17 protein-coding genes are annotated in these 17603 nt (G+C 43.8%); 13 read left to right on the top strand and 4 right to left on the bottom strand.

The features are described from left to right. Window positions 1-9: 9 nt before the first annotated feature. The 3 genes from D5281_RS00590 to D5281_RS00600 all read right to left on the bottom strand — a co-directional run bounded on the left by D5281_RS00590 (window position 10) and on the right by D5281_RS00600 (window position 3671). The gene (locus tag D5281_RS00590) at window positions 10-1599 is read right to left on the bottom strand and encodes a DHH family phosphoesterase (protein ID WP_160558219.1); all 1590 of its coding nucleotides are present in this window, start codon (window positions 1597-1599) and stop codon (window positions 10-12) included. Window positions 1600-1678: 79 nt separating this feature from the next. After that, window positions 1679-2236: a hypothetical protein gene (locus D5281_RS00595; protein ID WP_160558220.1), complete on the bottom strand. Its 558-nt coding sequence runs from the start codon at window positions 2234-2236 to the stop codon at window positions 1679-1681. A gap of 67 nt (window positions 2237-2303) precedes the next feature. Continuing rightward, window positions 2304-3671: a RyR domain-containing protein gene (locus tag D5281_RS00600; RefSeq protein WP_160558221.1), complete on the bottom strand. Its 1368-nt coding sequence runs from the start codon at window positions 3669-3671 to the stop codon at window positions 2304-2306. Between the two features lie 256 nt (window positions 3672-3927). Here D5281_RS00600 and D5281_RS00605 point away from each other — a divergent pair, with 256 nt between their 5' ends. From D5281_RS00605 to D5281_RS00615, 3 genes are all read left to right on the top strand, one after another. After that, complete coding sequence (locus tag D5281_RS00605) at window positions 3928-4647, top strand: acyl-[acyl-carrier-protein] thioesterase (protein WP_160558222.1); 720 nt, start codon at window positions 3928-3930, stop codon at window positions 4645-4647. 106 nt (window positions 4648-4753) lie between these two features. Next, entirely contained in the window at window positions 4754-5596 is an 843-nt protein-coding gene (locus D5281_RS00610; RefSeq protein ID WP_160558223.1) for a CvfB family protein, read from the top strand. A gap of 40 nt (window positions 5597-5636) precedes the next feature. Further along, complete coding sequence (locus D5281_RS00615) at window positions 5637-6596, top strand: CPBP family intramembrane glutamic endopeptidase (RefSeq protein WP_160558224.1); 960 nt, start codon at window positions 5637-5639, stop codon at window positions 6594-6596. 67 nt (window positions 6597-6663) lie between these two features. Here the strand turns inward: D5281_RS00615 and D5281_RS00620 are convergent, their stop codons facing one another. After that, window positions 6664-6852: a YjfB family protein gene (locus D5281_RS00620; protein WP_160558225.1), complete on the bottom strand. Its 189-nt coding sequence runs from the start codon at window positions 6850-6852 to the stop codon at window positions 6664-6666. A gap of 440 nt (window positions 6853-7292) precedes the next feature. Between D5281_RS00620 and D5281_RS00625 the strand changes: the two genes are divergently transcribed. From D5281_RS00625 to D5281_RS25295, 10 genes are all read left to right on the top strand, one after another. Next, a complete protein-coding gene (locus tag D5281_RS00625) occupies window positions 7293-8381 on the top strand; it encodes a PucR family transcriptional regulator (protein ID WP_160558226.1) in 1089 nt (362 codons plus the stop codon). A 93-nt stretch (window positions 8382-8474) separates the two neighbouring features. Continuing rightward, entirely contained in the window at window positions 8475-9161 is a 687-nt protein-coding gene (ftsE, locus tag D5281_RS00630) for a cell division ATP-binding protein FtsE (RefSeq protein ID WP_334296600.1), read from the top strand. Then, a complete protein-coding gene (ftsX, locus tag D5281_RS00635; RefSeq protein WP_160558227.1) occupies window positions 9151-10047 on the top strand; it encodes a permease-like cell division protein FtsX in 897 nt (298 codons plus the stop codon). Before ftsE ends, ftsX begins: the two co-directional genes overlap by 11 nt. 13 nt (window positions 10048-10060) lie before the next feature. Then, window positions 10061-11281: a murein hydrolase activator EnvC family protein gene (locus D5281_RS00640; protein WP_160558228.1), complete on the top strand. Its 1221-nt coding sequence runs from the start codon at window positions 10061-10063 to the stop codon at window positions 11279-11281. An 84-nt stretch (window positions 11282-11365) separates the two neighbouring features. After that, a complete protein-coding gene (locus D5281_RS00645; protein ID WP_330584722.1) occupies window positions 11366-12676 on the top strand; it encodes a S41 family peptidase in 1311 nt (436 codons plus the stop codon). Between the two features lie 389 nt (window positions 12677-13065). Further along, window positions 13066-14619: a PTS sugar transporter gene (locus D5281_RS00650; RefSeq protein WP_160558229.1), complete on the top strand. Its 1554-nt coding sequence runs from the start codon at window positions 13066-13068 to the stop codon at window positions 14617-14619. A 71-nt stretch (window positions 14620-14690) separates the two neighbouring features. Further along, complete coding sequence (locus D5281_RS00655) at window positions 14691-15530, top strand: histidine biosynthesis protein (RefSeq protein ID WP_160558230.1); 840 nt, start codon at window positions 14691-14693, stop codon at window positions 15528-15530. 166 nt (window positions 15531-15696) lie between these two features. After that, entirely contained in the window at window positions 15697-16422 is a 726-nt protein-coding gene (locus D5281_RS00660) for a GntR family transcriptional regulator (protein WP_160558231.1), read from the top strand. Window positions 16423-16435: 13 nt separating this feature from the next. Further along, entirely contained in the window at window positions 16436-17029 is a 594-nt protein-coding gene (hisB, locus tag D5281_RS00665; RefSeq protein WP_160558232.1) for an imidazoleglycerol-phosphate dehydratase HisB, read from the top strand. A 144-nt stretch (window positions 17030-17173) separates the two neighbouring features. Further along, entirely contained in the window at window positions 17174-17539 is a 366-nt protein-coding gene (locus D5281_RS25295) for a hypothetical protein (RefSeq protein WP_277935089.1), read from the top strand. The last annotated feature ends 64 nt before the right edge of the window (window positions 17540-17603 follow it).

A 17603-nucleotide genomic window follows, 5' to 3' on the forward strand; every position in this document is an offset into this window, starting at 1 on the left:
TTCTCCTTTTTAATTATCGTTCAAATCAGCCTGTGCCTCTGAAAGTGGCATGTACATTTTCGAAAAGATATCTTTTTTTACAATATATATATCATTCTGATCTTCTGTCCGTCTTACCAGCCAGTCCCCTGGGACGCCCATCAGATAGCTGTCACTCCATGAAACAAATACCTTGGTCCTGCGAGTGAGCTGACGCGCATGGATAAAGGATGTATCCCTGGGTATACAGGTTCGGGCAAAATCCTTCAGATTCTTCCTGGAACCGGCCTCTGCCTCAAACCCCACTGCACTGACAGCCTCATGAACGGTTGGCGCATACTCGCCCTGGAACTGGTAAGGTATATCCACCGGTTCATTGTGGGAGAGAAAGTATTCCTCATTGTTTTTGTAGACCTCAGCCTCCACCCCGATCATAAAGTAGGTATCCTCTCTGATGGTAAAGACAGTATCCCCCTCCAGCATGCGAACCTCCACTCTGGTTCCGGCGGGATAGAGGTCTGTGGCGCGCACATACCCAATGGGCAGACGCCTTTTCTGATAAACCGCCGCCCCGGACAGATCGGGGACATCCTCAGCTCCTACATGGATAAGATCCTGCTCCCGGAAATAGCGTTCCATCCGCTCCGCAAGCAGACGGCGGACACCGACTCCAGGCTGTGATGGTTTCAGGGAACCATACTCACTCTCGTATACCGAAGCCAGAAGATCCTCTCGCAGGAAACCGCCCGACTTCCGGATATGGCCGCCGCCTGAGCCCAGCCCCTCGGCCACATACGCAGTCAGCTCATCCGCCCGGGTCTCTCTCACACAGCTACGGACAGAGAGTTTCGCTCCGCCGTCCAGCATACAATAGGCGATACAAACGTCCACCGAATCCACCTCTATGAGCATATCACTGATGACCCCCAAAATGTTGGGATCGCACCGCTGAGCCTCTACTATGGCAAACCGATAATACGGATGGTAATCGTAGCCGGATAGCGCCTGTCCGGCAATCCGCAGTTCCTCCAGGGACAGATTGCTGTTCTGAAACAGGAAAAGGTTTCCCCTGTTACAGCGGAACTCCAGCGCATCCCGCAGGTCCTTGTCCTTTGGATGGCGAAGCTCCTGCAATTTACCGGTGTCCATGAACAACCCATAATACAGCGCGGTGGACAGCCTTTCATCCTCTCCGGCGTCAAAGCCCTCCTCGCAGAGCATATCCCAGACTATCGTAGCACACGCGCCGTAATTGTCGCGCACTTCTCTCATGGCAGGAAGATCTTCCGGCCGCATCTTGTGGTGATCAATGACTGCTACCTTCCGGGCCGGAAAGCTCTGGACATTTTTTTCCCCATACTGACAGTCCACAGTCAGTAAAAGTTCCGGCTCCTCCACCAGGCTTCGGACATATTCAATGGGGATGTCCAGCATCTCCACCATCAGAACCAGATTGCTCTTTTGGATGGTTTGGCTGCCTCCATAGATTAGCCGTACCTGCCTGCCACGGGCGCGCAGATATACAAAGAGCGCATAGCCGCTGGCGATGGCATCCGCATCGGGGTTGTCATGACACTGGATAACGATATTGTCAAATTGCAGCAATTCTTTTAAATTCACAGTTCAATTCCTCCTGACTCTATCAAAAACAAAAGTTTATCACACATATTATGCAAAGCATTTCAGCCCTCAGACCGGTTTACATTCCGTCTAAAATGTCATAATCCCGCTCAAAATCCCGGCGTGCGACAAAATTGAACCGGACATCCCTGATACGGCCCTGGCTGTCCCGCTCTACCTGATAGAATACCACCGTGGCGTCTCTGGCCGCACTCAGCGGTGCATCCCAGAGGATGGCGTTAAAGTATCGGACACTGTCCTCCTTGCAGATGACCAGCCGTCCGCCGGAGATCAGGAAGTCCATCTCCTCACAGGGATCATCCCCATCCTGCCAGATGGCAAACAGACTGCCGGACTGTTCATAAGTATCTCCCTGCAGGTGACGGTGGTTCGCCTCAAAATACTTTCTGCTGTTGGGATAGGGATACCGCATGCCATCGACAATATCCACCTTAAAATAATCCCCTGGCAGGGCAATCTCACCCTTTCCGTTGACCGCCTCCTGAGAGAAAAGCGCGTAACTGCCATCCGGCAGAAGCCGGATGGCACCCTCACAGATAAGATCCTTTTCCATGGGCGAGTGGCTGCCCAGCTGATATGCCATTACTGTCTTTGGCTTTTTTCTCGCATACTTCATACATACTTCTCCTGGCAAATGAAACGCATGTCCTGGCGCATTCATTCGCCACTGTGTACATTGTTCCTCACATTTTGCTTTTGATTGCTTCAATATCTTTTATTTTTTCTTCCTCGCTGAGCTCGGAAAACGGTACGAGACAGTTATGTATGCGTTTATTGCTATCCGTGTCCGCGCCGTATTTCCAGTTATGTATATAGTGGTACCTGCACCACCTGATATGCTCCAGCCTTGCAATGCTTTCCACAGGCATGCCTCTTTCAAGCAGACGGTCTATGGTATACATATAGTCTGATGAGCTCACATTGGAATAGCGCTTGAAGCTGTCGAGCTTTTCCCAGGGGGTTCCGCCATACTGCTTATAGTAAAATTCATGTTGCCTGCGGGCGGCTTCCATAGATTTTCCATTGAAGATCATGTCGGCAGAGGCTGTGCTGCTGGCGGCTCCAAAGCATATGACCCTGTCCCTGCCGAAAAGATTGGTTATGATGTCGCCATTGGGAGCGTAAACATAAACCGGACAATCTATCGGCGCTGATATCAGCAATTTGCTCACGGTGGCGATATTGTCGTTCCCTTCCACGCCACATATTATGATACGGTCAAAATGCGTCATCTTTGCGTATTCGCAGACACCGTCATCGTAAAAAATAATTTCATCGGGAGTCATTTTGTCAAGCTCGGTATGCTCCCGCCGGAATTCCGCTCCATCCCCGAAAATGTGATATTCAAAATGTTGTTGGAAATCGATCAGATTCATCTGAAGCCCGTACAACAGGATATTTTTGCCGAGACTTTCGAATCCGATTATCGCGATTCTTTCGCTTTGGGATACAGGATGATCCTTCCAGTATTGCCGGGCACAACTCTCTGCAATGCTGAAAACCGTGATCAATGGGTTTTCGATATTCTGCCTGGATATATTCTCCAGCATTATGTATACATTTTTATTTTTAAGAGACTCATAATTTTTGCTGTAAAATTCCAGATTTGCCGCATCGCCGGAGAACATGAGCAGGTACCTGGAAGCACCAGCGATAAATTTTTCTTCCCCGCGGATTCTCAGTCCCTGGTCAAGGCTTCCATATACATATCCCGCATAGACGGAATCTCCATAGACAACTGTTGAATCCGGACCCAGAAGCTTGATCCCATTGATGATATCGTTCATTCTGTTGAGTAGATTTACCAATATGCTGAGAGTTGCGGCCAGTGCCAGGAAACGCGCAACCTGAAGAAGTGCACCGACCGGAATGTCGCTTTCGGTAACTCCGGAATACAACCTGAAAGAGGCATAGAGGCAGTCTAGAAACGGGTAAATACGTTGATCCTGCTCCACAAAAACAGGATAATAACAGTACATCCCGATAAAAAATGGAAGAATTTTATATAATATACTTAAGGATTTCGTGACTATCTGTAAGAGTTTTTTCATTTTTATATTACTTCTTAATCTGACATTTTTTTTATTGTATCATTCTTTACGCGTCACTGTCAACGCTGCTTCCCTTAAGGCCACGGAAACCAATTTTCCGGCACACAGCGTCTTTGAAAATTGATTTCTGTGAAGCCATTATGTGCTTTGTTGTATTTGGCAGGAAAACCGTGTATAATATAAAAGAAGTAGGAAAGTCTGGAAGTAAACTTCCAAACTCTTTATGTGAAATAAATTCTTAGAAGAGAGGAAGAATATGTATAGTTATAAAAGCAGAATCAGATACAGTGAGCTGGATGAATCAGGACATTTGAGACTGGAATCACTGCTTGATTATTTTCAGGACTGTTCCACCTTTCAGTCGGAGGATATAGGCCTGGGAGTAAAATGTTTAAAGGAGCGGCATCTGGTATGGGTAATGTCCTCCTGGCAGATTGTGGTGGAGCGGTATCCGGGTTTGGGCGAGAGAGTTACGGTGGGAACTATACCATATGACTTTAAAGGTTTTTTGGGGTTTCGAAATTTTTTTATGACAGATGAGGAGGGCAGGCGGCTGGCTTGTGCCAATACGGTTTGGAGCCTCCTTGATACAAGGACGGGGATGCCGGTGAAGGCGCCTGAAGATATGCATGAAAAATATGTTTTGGAGCCTAAGCTTGATATGGAATACGCCCCCAGAAAAATACAGGTTCCTGAAAATATGGAATGCCGGGAAAAGGTGCAGATTCGCCCCTGTCATTTGGATACGAACCACCATGTAAATAATGGGCAGTTTGTGAGAATAGCGATAGATAATTTGGAAAGAAGCTGTCAGATAAGACAATTACGGGCAGAATATAAAAAGCAGGTAGTATTAGGAGATGTGCTGATTCCATACATAATGGCTACAGAGGATGGGAAATCTTTCATTGTGTTAAAGGATGAAGAGGATCAAATTTGTTGTATTGTGGAATTGCAGGAAGAAAAGGGGAAGTAAGGCACAGGCCTGATCGTTTATTGCTTCAGGAGATGCATGCATTTGTTAGTGAACATGTGCAATTTTATTTCAGTAAACTGCTCTGGTATGGAGGATAAGAACAAGCATGATACAATTAGGAGAAAGACAGGAACTTACAATTGTAAAAAAAGTTGATTTTGGCGTATATCTGGCTGATACCGGAGAGGGAGGAAATCCGGAAGATAGGGTGCTTCTGCCAAAGAAAGAGGTGCCAAAGGAAGCAAAGGTTGGAGAGTGCCTGAACGTATTTATTTATAGGGATTCCATGGATAGAATGATTGCGACCATCAGGGAAACGGAATTTTCCGTTGGTGAGGTAGCGGTGCTTAAGGTAAAGGAAGTCGGGAAAATAGGAGCGTTTCTGGGATGGAAGTTAGAGAAGGATCTGCTCCTTCCTTTTAAAGAGCAGACTGGAAAGCTACAGGAGGGGCAAGACTGCCTGGTTGCACTTTACATTGATAAGAGCGGACGGCTTTGTACCACAATGAAGGTTTATCCTTACTTACGGACGGACAGCCCTTATAAAAAGGATGACAGAGTAGAGGGCCTTGTTTATGAAGTGATTGAAAATTTTGGAATGTTTGTGGCAGTGGATAACTGCTATTGTGGAATGATACCCAAAAGAGAACCTACAGGGGATGTTAAGGTAGGAGACAGGATTACGGCCAGGGTAGCAGGCGTGCTTGAGGATGGGAAATTGACCTTAAGCCTTCGAGAAAAGGCTTATATTCAAATGGGCAAAGACGCAGAAAAGCTAATAGAGATGATAAAGGAAGAAGGCGGAAGGCTGCCCTTTAATGACAAAGCAGACCCGGAATTAATCAGAAATGCTACAGGCATGAGTAAAAATGAATTTAAACGTGCAGTAGGTAATTTATATAAGCAGAGGCTTATTGTGATTGAGCCGGACGGGATTAAGCTGGTTTAGCCCCAATTTGCGGGTTATTGGAGATGCGGGGGATGAATAAATGAACAGTAAAAAAGCAAATTGGGCTTTTTTGATAACAATCATAGGTTATATAGGGCTGTTGCTTGTGATGGCTAAATTTTTACCTTCTCTTGCAGAAAGCCTTGTTTTCAACAATTTAATCTGTGAAATAGTGGTGATATTGCCGGTACTGATTTTTATATTGGTATCAAAAGAAAATATACTTGCTTTTCTGGGATTTCACAAGATGAAATTTACTTCTGTGCTTATGACGGGATTGTTTACATTCCTAAGTATGCCCTTGTTGACAGTACTGAATCTCTTTTCGCAAATTTGGGTGGAAAATGAAGTGGCATCTGCAATGGAGAGTATGAATATTGGACAAATGCCTTTTGTCCTTTTATATTTGTCGGTGGGAATTGTGGCGCCTGTATTTGAAGAAATTGCCTGCAGAGGGGCTTATTATCATTCATATCATCGGTCAGGGCGCGCCTTTGGGGCAATGATTATGTCTGCGCTTATTTTTGCTTTGATTCATATGAATTTTAATCAGGCAAGCTATGCATTTGGAATGGGGATTTTAGCAGTTCTTTTGTTGGAAGTGACAGGAAGCTTGTGGTCTTGTATCCTGTATCATGGCTTGGTTAATGGAAGTCAGATTATACTTTTATACGGGGCATTTCGAGTGAATCCAAATGTTTACAGTGAACAGGCCGGAGCCATTACATTTGATTTCCTGCTCTATGGAATGGGTGTTTATTTGGTACTGGCAGCAGTTACATTACCGCTGGCGTGGGCTGTGCTTGTTTGGATTAGTATAAATGAGGGGAGAGAAGGAATACTGTCTTGCTTTCTCCTAAGGAGAACATTTCTTCAAAGGGCAGAAAAAAAGGATAAGCTGGTTTCCGTACCTTTCGTACTAGCCCTTATCCTCTGCATTGGTGTGATGACGGGAGCTTTGTTTTGGATTGTACAAAAAATTATCCAAATGATAGCGTGAAGAAAGTTTGAAACGTTACCTAAGAACGATTCAATGCCCGCGCTGCCATATACACACTGGGAGCTTGTTAGACAAGCATATCAATGTTGCCTCCGATGTGGGGATTTACTGATAACTCCATAGAATTGCTCATCATGTTAATCAGACTTTCGCCAATTATTTCGGAATTTTCCATTGCTTTATCAAGAACAGCAATCCCAACCTGATTAGAAAGCTGTACGTTTGCCAAAGCGGTTGATAACTCGGGAATATTCATAAATAAATCCTCCATACTTTCAATTTGATTTTGACATATGCCATAAAAACCCTTATTATTATACGTATCAGACTATAAAGCCTTGATGGATAAGCGTTGTTTTCGTTCCATTCAATATAGAAATATAACGAATGTGCCGATATCAACAACAAGAACAGTTTGTGAAGCATACAATCTGTTACTTATTATAACATGAATCAGTAAAAAGTGGAATATTTAATTTGATGCCCTGCTTTTGTTTTTTGTGAAGGTTGCATAGCGTTTTGGGTTGGAAAAAAGCACCAAAAAGCATTAAAAATACACAAAAAAATCACAATTAAAGGTAGATTTTTTTGTACATTTATATTAATATAAAAAAAGGAGTGTAAAGGGGAGAAAAATAATTAATAGAAATATTGTTTATTTTGCATAGCATTTTAAACAATAGAAGGAGGGGGCACATGATTTCTAATCAGATTTTACAGAACACAATTGAAGGGCTTAAGGCAATCACAAGGGTAGATTTTTGTGTTATGGATGTGGATGGAAAGGAAGCGGCTTCTACAACGCCTAGTATGTCAGGCTGCGAGTCTGAAACGGTGGAATTTGCCAGATCGCCGGCTGATTCCCAGGAGATAAGGGGATACCAATATTTCAAAATATACGATGAACAGCAGCCGGAGTATGTTTTGATTGCATCCGGAATTGGTGAAGATGTATATATGGTAGGAAAGATGGCCGCATTTCAGATTCAAAATCTGCTGGTGGCTTACAAAGAAAGGTTTGATAAGGATAATTTTATCAAAAACCTTTTGCTTGACAACCTGCTTTTGGTGGATATTTACAGCCGTGCAAAAAAACTGCATATACAGACGGATGTAAAGAGGGCCGTGCTGGTAATTGAGACAGGAAATAGCCGGGACAGTAATGTCTTAGAGGTTATGAGAAGCTTCTGCGGCAGTAACAGCAAGGATTTCGTCACTGCAGTGGACGAAAATAATGTGATTGTGGTTAAGGATCTGTCTGAGGGGGATGGCGCGAAGGAAATTGAAAAGAGCGCGGATAGTATAGAAGCCTTTCTGTTAAAGGAAGGCATGACACAAGTGCATATTGCTTATGGGACGGTGGTCAGAGAAATCAAAGAGGTCAGCCGTTCTTATAAGGAAGCAAAAATGGCGATGGATGTGGGCAAAATCTTTTTTGATGAAAGAAATATTATTGCCTACAGTGAGTTGGGAATTGGTCGTTTGATCTATCAGCTGCCTATACCGTTATGTAAAATGTTTATCAAAGAAATTTTTGGTGGTAGAGGTCTGGATGAATTTGATGAGGAAACGCTCACGACCATCAACAAATTTTTTGAGAACAGTCTCAATGTATCTGAAACATCAAGGCAGCTGTTTATCCACAGAAACACGCTGGTGTATCGTCTGGATAAGCTACAAAAGAGCACAGGGCTGGATCTTCGTATTTTCGAAGATGCCATTACATTCAGAATTGCACTTATGGTAGTGAAATACATGAATTATATGGAGAGCCTTGATTATTAAAATTAAGCATGGAAGTACAGGTGGAGGATAATCGTGGTCAGAAGTGATGCAAAAAGCAGGAGAAGAAAGAAGCATATTTCCGGGGGAGACGAAATAATTACGCTCAACAATGTGAGTAAAGCATATGCTACTGGGGCCCCTGCGCTCAACGGAGTCAGCTTACATATTAAAAAGGGTGAATTCGTGTTTATTGTAGGGGACAGTGGGTCAGGAAAATCAACTATGATTAAGCTTCTACTCAGGGAGCTGGTTCCTACTTCAGGTGATATTAATGTAATGGGGTACGATTTGACACGTATTCGCCATAGGAAAATACCGAAATTCCGAAGAAATCTTGGTATTGTTTTTCAGGATTTCCGCCTTTTAAAGGATAGGAACGTGTATGAAAATGTGGCATTTGCGCAGCGTATTATACAGGTATCCAATAAGGAAATCAAAAGAAATGTTCCCAGTATCCTGGCAATTGTAGGGCTGGCAGGGAAATATAAGGCAAAGCCAAGGCAGCTCTCCGGCGGAGAACAGCAAAGGGTGGCGATCGCCAGAGCATTAATCAATCAGCCAAGCATTCTTCTTGCAGATGAACCTACCGGTAATCTGGATCCTAAAAATTCATGGGAAATTATGAAACTGCTTGAACAGATTAATGAAAACGGGACTACGGTGCTTGTAGTAACCCATAATCGTGAGATTGTTAATGCAATGCAAAAGAGGGTTGTTACAATGAAGAAAGGCGTCATTGTGAGCGATGAAGAAAAAGGTGGTTACATAGATGAGGATTAGTACATTTTTTTACACCATCAAGCAGGGAATTATCAATATTTTCAGAAACAAATGGTTCTCGTTAGCATCTATAGCTACGATTGGCGCCTGTCTGTTTTTGTTCGGTTTGTTTTATGCTATTGTTATGAACTTTCAGAGTATTGTAAAAAATGCGGAAGAAGGAATGTCAGTTACCGTTTTTTTTGATAACGGAATCAGCCAGGAACGGATACAGGAGATTGGTGCAATGATTGAAAAGCGCACAGAGGTCTCCAAGATAGTATATAAATCAGCAGATGAAGCGTGGGCGGAGTTCAAGGAGGAATATCTTGGGGAATATTCCGATGGCTTTACAGAAAATCCTTTAGAGAATTCTGCCAGCTATGAAATTTATTTAAGCGATGTATCTATGCAGCCCGCACTAGTATCCTATTTGGAGGAAACAGAAGGAATCAGGCTGGTCAATAGATCGGAAGTTATGGCGTCAACTCTTACAGGTGTGAATGCGTTGGTGGCATATATTTCAGTGGGCATCATAGCTATTTTGTTCGCTGTATCTATCTTCCTTATAAGCAATACAGTGACTATCGGTATTTCGGTGCGGAAGGAAGAAATCAATATTATGAAGTATATTGGCGCCACGGATTTTTTTGTGCGGGCCCCATTTGTCATTGAAGGTATGATGATAGGACTGGTTGGCGCATTGATACCAATTGGGATTTTGTATGTTCTTTATGAAAAAGTGATTGAATATATTATGTTAAGATTTTCAATTTTGACAAAATTATTATCTTTTTTGCCGGTGGAGGTTATTTTCAATACTCTACTTCCAGCATCCGTTATAATGGGAGTAGGCATGGGCTTTTTAGGCAGTGTGACTACGGTCAGGAAACACCTTAAGGTGTAATTGAGGTGAATGAATGAAGCGATGGAGAAATATGGCCTGTGTGCTGATTTGTCTTGGACTGATTTTGGGAATTGCCTTTCAAGGTGAGACGACTGCTTATGCCAGCGAATTGACCAATGACAGTATTAAAAAGAAAGAAGCGGAAATCAATAAGGCAAAGGAAGAAAAAAAGGCGCTGCAGAGCGGGCTTACAGACGTAAAAGCATTGAAAAAGAAACTGGAAGCTTCAAAAGCTGATTTGGCGAATTACGTGGCGGAGCTTGATACTGATTTGGCCAATATTCAGGCTAAGCTGGATGAACTGAGAGTAATGGTTGAAGAGAAGGAAGAAGAAATCGAAGTAAAAACAAAGGAGCTCGAGGAAGCCATTGATACGCAGCATGCTCAGTATGAAGCTATGAAAAACCGCATTAAGTTTATGTATGAAAAAGGGGATACTCTGTTTTTAGAGCTTTTTATGGGGGCGAAAAGCTTTGGTGATATGCTCAATAAGGCAGATTATATAGAGATGCTTTCTTCCTACGACCGGAAGATGCTAGATGAATATGTGGCATACGCAGAATATGTATCTCTTTGTAAGGAAGGATTAGAGGAAGAAAAGGATGTATTAGAGGAAGCAAAAGCGGCAGCCAAGGAGGAGGAGGCTTCATTAAACGAACTGATTGCAGCCAAGGAGCAGGAAATATATAAGATGTCAGGTGATATTCAAAGTCAGGAGGCTGCTATTAAAGAATATGAGGCCAGTATTGCATCGGAAAATGAAACGATTGCAGCTTTGGAAGCAGCGGTTGCTGAGGAGAAAAAAAAGCTGGCGGCCGAACAGGCCCGCAAGTATGATGGAGGTATGTTTGCATGGCCGGCCCCTTCTTATACAAGGATTTCGGATGAATATGGAAACCGCATGCATCCTACCTTAAATGTTATGAAATTTCATAATGGTATTGATATGGCAGCGCCGGGAGGCAGCCCAATATTAGCGGCTTATAACGGGACGGTAGTGGCGGCCGCTTACAGCAGCAGCATGGGAAATTACATTATGATAGATCATGGCGATGGATTGTATACGATTTACATGCACGCATCCGCTCTTTATGTTTCTAAAGGGGCAGAAGTTTCTAAGGGGCAAAAGATAGCGGCAGTGGGAACAACAGGGCGCTCTACAGGGAACCACCTGCACTTTGGCGTGAGATTAAATGGAAGCTACGTAAATCCAAAGAATTATTTAGGCGGTTAAACGGAATGCGTGTAGTTTATCTTTCAATTCGTTATTGAAGACGTGAAAGATTTATAATAAAAAATTTGAAATGGAGAGATTTAAGTGGACAAATCAGACGAAATAGGCAGCAGAACCTGGGAACAGGAGGGACCGGTTAAGGAAGGTGAAAATAAAAAACATTCCAGAGACTTTTTAAAAGGTCTGATTACAGGAATGCTTATTGTTTCTCTGCTTTTTCTCTGCGTATGTGCAGGAGGAGTGCTTTATTGGTTCTATAATGGACGGGCAGTGGATACGGCGGCAGAAGGCAGTCAGGAAAGTGTGATAACTGCCGATACCTTTGAAAAAATGAAGATTATTGAGGATGCTATCAGCGAGTACTACTATTATGAAGATAAGGTAGATGCACAGGGGATGCAGGAAGGGATCTATAAGGGAATGGTGAATTCCCTGGATGACCCATATTCGGAATATTATTCTAAGGAAGAACTAGAGGAGGTAATAAACAGCAATCAGGGTATTTCTTATGGAATTGGCGCTTACATTTCTATGAGTAAGCAGATGAATATGGCTATGATTAACGGTGTTATGGAAGAATCTCCTGCACAGGAAGCAGGCCTGCGGGAGGGCGATATTATTTATGAGGTTGACGGGGAATCGACCCAGGGAATGAGCCTGACCCAGGTGGTCAGCCTGGTGAAAGGCAGAGAAGGGACTACGGTACGGCTGACGATTTACAGAGAAGGTGAGGTAGACTTTCAGAGGCTGGAAATAAAGCGAAGCAAACGGCTAGAAACGACTACCGTAGACAGCGGAATGTTGGAGAATGCCGATCATATTGGTTATCTGCGAATCCGGGAGTTTGATACTGTGACAGTGGATCAATACACGGAGGCAATGGCGGAGCTGCGTGGGAATGGTATGGAAGGGATGATACTGGATTTGCGCAGTAATCCTGGTGGGGATCTAAGTGCGGTGGTTGAAATTGCAAGAAAAATTTTGCCGGAAGGTCTTATCGTGTATACAGAGGATAAGCAGGGAACGCGCAAGGAATATACCTGTGACGGGGAGAGAGAACTGGATATTCCTTTGGTAGTGTTGGTGAATGAATATTCGGCAAGTGCATCGGAGATATTGGCAGGGGCAATTCAGGATTACCATAAAGGAACACTGATCGGAACTACCACATATGGGAAAGGAATTGTGCAGCAGATACACAGGCTTGAGGACGGAACGGCTCTTAAGCTGACCATCAGTGCTTACTATACGCCTGCCGGAAGAAATATTCATGGTGTTGGGATTGAACCGGATATTGAGTTGGAGTATGACTATGATGCCAGTGAAGCTGATGGAAGTGACAATCAAGTGGAAAAGGCAATAGAAATATTAAATGAGGAAATAGCAAAAGATTGAAAGAAGCTTGATTATTGTAGGATTATCGTAATGGGAAGATGAAAAGTATAGAAGTGTAATTCTTCTATACTTTTTTATTACGAATGTAACATGCTTCTAGTTAGCTTGAAAATGAATTGACAAGAGTTTTCCCGAAAAGAGCTTAATACAAAATGTACACATAGGCAAGAAAGTTGTATGATAATAACATACATTTGCTGATAAATGATTGCATTCAAAATAGGTAAAATGTATATAATAAACAAATCAATTGAGGGATAATTGTGCAAAATATACAAATATAAACTTTTTTATTGGCAATTCATCCGATTTACAAATGTACGTATCTTATGATATCGTGTATGTAGTTTACAAAAGTTAATACCAACATACATAAGGAGGGGTGGAAGATGAAGCATTTGGCAATTATCGGAAGCAGCGGCGGTAATCTGTACAATCAGGGTGGCGCGGATCCGGAAAAAATGATGCATGAGGTGTTCGTACAGGCGGAATCTGCCGGAATTGAAGTATCCTACGTCCAGTTTATCGGAACAAGCGCTTCCATGGATAATATTTCCATGGATACGAAAGCAAGGCTGTGGACACTTTCAGGTAAAAACACCATAGGAAGTAGTGAAGAAAAAACCCTAAAAGAAATTAACCAGATGGCGGATAAGACAGATCAGGAGCTGGCGGAGTTGATTAGAAAGGACGAGATTGATGGTATCATGCTCTTAAGCTGTGATCCTAAGGGAGTCAATCATAAAGCATTGACGGCTGCTGCAGAAAAGAAAATCCCCTGTGCAGGTACAGGCGGAACCTCCATGGCAAATACACAGGCTATGGGATGCCGTGTTATTGCAGCATCCGGGACCACAGGAACCACAAACAGGACACGGGCAATTTCTGCAGTATCGGCTTTATCAAAGGAATGGAAACTGAAATATTCCCCTATTATCGGTTCCTCAGGCGGCGGACAGGTGCAGGAAGGCAGCGTGTGGAAGCGAATCAATTTCAGAGGAATTATGATGGCGTCCATGCCCGGTTTTATCGCTATGGCGTTGTGCCTGGCGCTAAGCAAGGTTCCGGGGCTTAGTGTGCTGGAGGAAGTGTTTAACACACTGGTAGGTTATCTTCCTATTATTCTGGCAGCTATCGCAGCAAAGCAGGTATCGGGGCTGGACGAAGTGGGAATTGTTGCGGGTATCGTAGCGGGAGCTCTTTCAATTGATGGAGGAATCATCGGCGGGCTCTGTACAGGTATCATAGCAGGTATATTTGCCTATTATATTATTTCTCTTTGCTTTAAATATAAAGTGCCTGGCACCACTGCAAATATTGCGGCGGGTGGAATTGCAGGACTTGCAGCCGGCTTTATCGGAATGTTTCTGATTGCACCTGTTGCACTTTGGGTCGGCAATATGATCAAGGCCGCTATTGACTGGGCATTAGCAGTAAATCCCATTTTAGCAGGAGCCATTGCCGGATTTGCCATTTGGTTTGCAATTATGGGTGGTGTGTATCATGCGGCAATCCTTCCAATTATCCTTCTGGAAATGGAATCCACAGGTTACAGCTTCTTAGGATGTATCGACCTTTGCTCCATGGTTATGGTCTGCGCAGGGCTTCAGCTGGGCAATATCATTGCGCCTAAGAAGGACGGTGACCGCGTGACCAGTATCCCCAACATCGTCATTAATCTGGGATTCGGAACCTTCGTGGAGGCAGCTTATCCCTTTATGTTTGCCAGTAAAAAGATTTTTGCCTCTGTGATTGCGTCCGCTACGGTGACAGGCCTTTTGATTGGCATGTTTGATGTGAAATGTACGGCATACGTGCCCTGTTTCCTGGCGCCGTTTATGTCCAACAACAAAGCGGTTCTGGCGGTTGTGTGTATGGTAGTTGCGGTAGGGATGCAGGCTGTTTTAACTGTGATTTGCAATCTTTCCGAAAGAAATGCGTAAGGCATTGGAATGAACGATGGCGGAGAATGACATTTCGTATTTGACTTGAATTATGATCATGGAGGAGTATTATGTATACAAATGACATGGCACGAAAAATGAGTGCCGCTATGAATAAAGTAAAAATGGCGATTAAAGCAGGAGGAGGCCATACCGTTTTAAGCACGGGCATTACAGGAGATGATGCACGTATGGCCAAGGCGGTGGTAGATGCAGGTATTAAAATGCTGGAGCCCAATCATCCGGCTGTTGCATTGGCAAGAGGCTATAAGGGTGTTACCACCATGCATGAAGCGGAGCAGGTGCGCTATGGAATTACGGTGGCACAAATGGCAGAGGTGACCCAGGGCGTGAGAAACGTGGTTGGGAAAGATATTTATATTACTACAGGTATTCCGGGAGGATTTACGGAGATTCTGCCCATGCCTCTTACGGATGAAGATTTCCTTATGATGGCCAGAGCCGGTGCGGATGGATTGCATACCCATAAGTCATCCCTTTACGATTTAGAGGAGCTTGTAAAAAAAGCCCATAAATATGGATTGTGTGTGGACGCCTATATCGGTCTGCCCACAGACCTTCATACCTTTGGCATTTCCGCAGAAAAGCCGGAAGAAGTGGCGCATCTGGCCAGACAAATGGAAGAAATAGGGACAGACATGATTGGTCTCATGACAGGTATGAGCTATGAGGGAATTGATGCCGGGCAGATCCCGCAGGTGCTGAAAGAAAGATTGTGTGCGATGGTGGAGGCAGTGAAGGTTCCTACATTGGCGGAGGGTGGAATTAATATTGATAATTTCCGTGCTTTTAAAGATACCGGAGTAAATATTCTGGTAATTGGAACTGCTATTGATGGAATGGCAGGGAAAGCGGTTGCGGCAGCGGCCAGGGAGTTTTTGAATATCTAATTTCTCATACAAAAATTTGTGGGAGATGGCGAAGGGCTTTGCCTGAATTTTCCGGGCAAAGCCCTTACTGTAGTTTTCATTACAGTATATGTAAAAAAGAGATGGAAAAGTTGCGTTTCCTGGTTTAAAATAAAAAGTAGAAACTGAATTTGCCTGTGGTGATGATATGGAAAAAGCGAGAGAAGCCCGATATCGGACAATTTATAAGCAGCTAAAGGAAAAGATTGAAAGTGGAGAGTATAAGCAGGGAAACCGGATTAAGACGGAAAAAGAGCTTCAGGAAGAATACGGTGTAAGCCGGGACACTATCCGCAGAGCACTGTCACATCTGGAAAATGAAGATTATATTGTAAAGAGGCCTGCTCTGGGCACCTTTGTCAAGCATAAGAAATCAGATTACCAGCTTTCTAAAATGGAGAGCTTTACGGAACAGATGAAAAGCAGAGGAATTGCACCATCATCTGAGATTATCTCCATTGAACTGGTCAGCAATCCGGAGCGGCAGGTAGTGAGAGAGCTTTTGCTTGGCGAGGAGGAAAAGTGCTACCGGATTACAAGGATCCGCAAAGGAGATGAGAGCCCCATGGCTTACGAGATTGCTTATATCCCACAGAAATTATGTCCCAACCTGCAGAAATATCTGGACGATACAAGTTCTCTGTACCAAATCTATGAAGAAGTGTATCACCTTAGGATGGGAGATGGAAGGATTAGGCTGGAAGCTGATATGCCTGGGATTGAGATTCAGAAAAGCTTAGGGATAGCCCATGACGCCCCGGTACTTCGGATGGAGTGCACCACTTTGTTGGAGGACGAAACTCCGTTGTATTACGTGGAATGCTATTATATTGGCGCTAAATATTATTTTTCAACGGTATTACCAAGGAAATGAGGAGGAGAAGGTTATGGAACCTAGAATCGCAACAATTAACAGAGTAACAAAGGAAACGGATATTACATTGATGTTAAACCTGGATGGGAGCGGAAAGTGTAATCTTAACACAGGAATAGGATTCTTTGATCATATGTTGAACGGATTTGCCCGTCATGGTCTTTTTGACTTAGAACTGGTCTGCAAGGGAGATCTGGAGGTGGATTCTCATCATACAGTGGAGGACTGTGGAATTGTCTTAGGACAGGCCCTTAAAGAGGCAGTGGGAGATAAGAAAGCGATTAAACGGTATGGAAGCGCCATGCTGCCTATGGACGAGGCACTTGTGCTGTGCGCTGTGGACCTTTCCGGAAGACCTTACTTTTCCTATAATGCCCAGTACACAGTTCCCCTTCTTGGAGATATGCAGACGGAGATGATACATGACTTTTTCTATGCGGTTTCCTATACGGCATCTATGAATCTGCATATCAAGCAGATTTCAGGCAGCAACAATCACCACATTGCGGAGAGCAGTTTTAAAGCCTTTGCCAAAGCACTTGATATGGCTACCATGTACGAGGAGCGCCTGAATGGTTCGGTGTGGTCAACTAAGGGCGTGCTGTAGAGAAGAATCAGCATAAGCGATAAGTAAGTTTTTTAAACAGACTGTATAATAACGGGCTATTGGGAAATGGACCCATGAAAAGGGGAGAAAATGATAAGCAAAAGTCATTTTCTCCCTTGAATTATATAGCGAAAGAACAAATGTATGTCAGAATATCAATTAGAGATCAAACAGATCGTGGACTATCCACGCTACCAGATCTACTGGCACTTTATCCAGAACTTAATGGCAGACCGGAGCATTCGCGCAAGCGGGGGTTCCGGCCTTTTTTATTATACGGTGCTTTGCAACTACGCAAACTTCCGCACTTCTTATCTCCGCATAGACGGTATTGGCTATACCATATACCCCGGTGAGTGGATCTGTACCGTGAAGGAACTGACTGCATGGTTCCGTACCCGTTTCCAGCGCCAGGCAGTCTCCATCCTGGATGAACTGCAGAAACGCCATCTGATCTCCTATCTTTTCCTTGACCGGGGAAAGGTGGTCAAATATAAGGTCCGAGATTGAAAAAAACATAATACCGTGCCGGACTACAACTGCCCCTGTCAAAAAAATACGGGCTTTTTCTTTA

Source organism: Parablautia muri, from assembly GCF_009917485.1.
GTDB classification, from domain to species: domain Bacteria; phylum Bacillota; class Clostridia; order Lachnospirales; family Lachnospiraceae; genus Suilimivivens; species Suilimivivens muri.

Excerpts from the sequence above, each read along its gene's own strand:
- D5281_RS00640 (WP_160558228.1), top strand. The coding sequence starts at position 10,061 with ATGAAGCGATGGAGAAATATGGCCTGTGTGCTGATTTGTCTTGGACTG.
- D5281_RS00655 (WP_160558230.1), top strand. The coding sequence starts at position 14,691 with ATGTATACAAATGACATGGCACGAAAAATGAGTGCCGCTATGAATAAA.
- D5281_RS00600 (WP_160558221.1), bottom strand. The coding sequence starts at position 3,671 with ATGAAAAAACTCTTACAGATAGTCACGAAATCCTTAAGTATATTATAT.
- D5281_RS00595 (WP_160558220.1), bottom strand. The coding sequence starts at position 2,236 with ATGAAGTATGCGAGAAAAAAGCCAAAGACAGTAATGGCATATCAGCTG.
- D5281_RS00650 (WP_160558229.1), top strand. The coding sequence starts at position 13,066 with ATGAAGCATTTGGCAATTATCGGAAGCAGCGGCGGTAATCTGTACAAT.
- D5281_RS00615 (WP_160558224.1), top strand. The coding sequence starts at position 5,637 with ATGAACAGTAAAAAAGCAAATTGGGCTTTTTTGATAACAATCATAGGT.
- hisB (WP_160558232.1), top strand. The coding sequence starts at position 16,436 with ATGGAACCTAGAATCGCAACAATTAACAGAGTAACAAAGGAAACGGAT.
- D5281_RS00610 (WP_160558223.1), top strand. The coding sequence starts at position 4,754 with ATGATACAATTAGGAGAAAGACAGGAACTTACAATTGTAAAAAAAGTT.
- D5281_RS00605 (WP_160558222.1), top strand. The coding sequence starts at position 3,928 with ATGTATAGTTATAAAAGCAGAATCAGATACAGTGAGCTGGATGAATCA.
- D5281_RS00625 (WP_160558226.1), top strand. The coding sequence starts at position 7,293 with ATGATTTCTAATCAGATTTTACAGAACACAATTGAAGGGCTTAAGGCA.
- ftsX (WP_160558227.1), top strand. The coding sequence starts at position 9,151 with ATGAGGATTAGTACATTTTTTTACACCATCAAGCAGGGAATTATCAAT.
- D5281_RS25295 (WP_277935089.1), top strand. The coding sequence starts at position 17,174 with ATGTCAGAATATCAATTAGAGATCAAACAGATCGTGGACTATCCACGC.
- D5281_RS00660 (WP_160558231.1), top strand. The coding sequence starts at position 15,697 with ATGGAAAAAGCGAGAGAAGCCCGATATCGGACAATTTATAAGCAGCTA.
- D5281_RS00620 (WP_160558225.1), bottom strand. The coding sequence starts at position 6,852 with ATGAATATTCCCGAGTTATCAACCGCTTTGGCAAACGTACAGCTTTCT.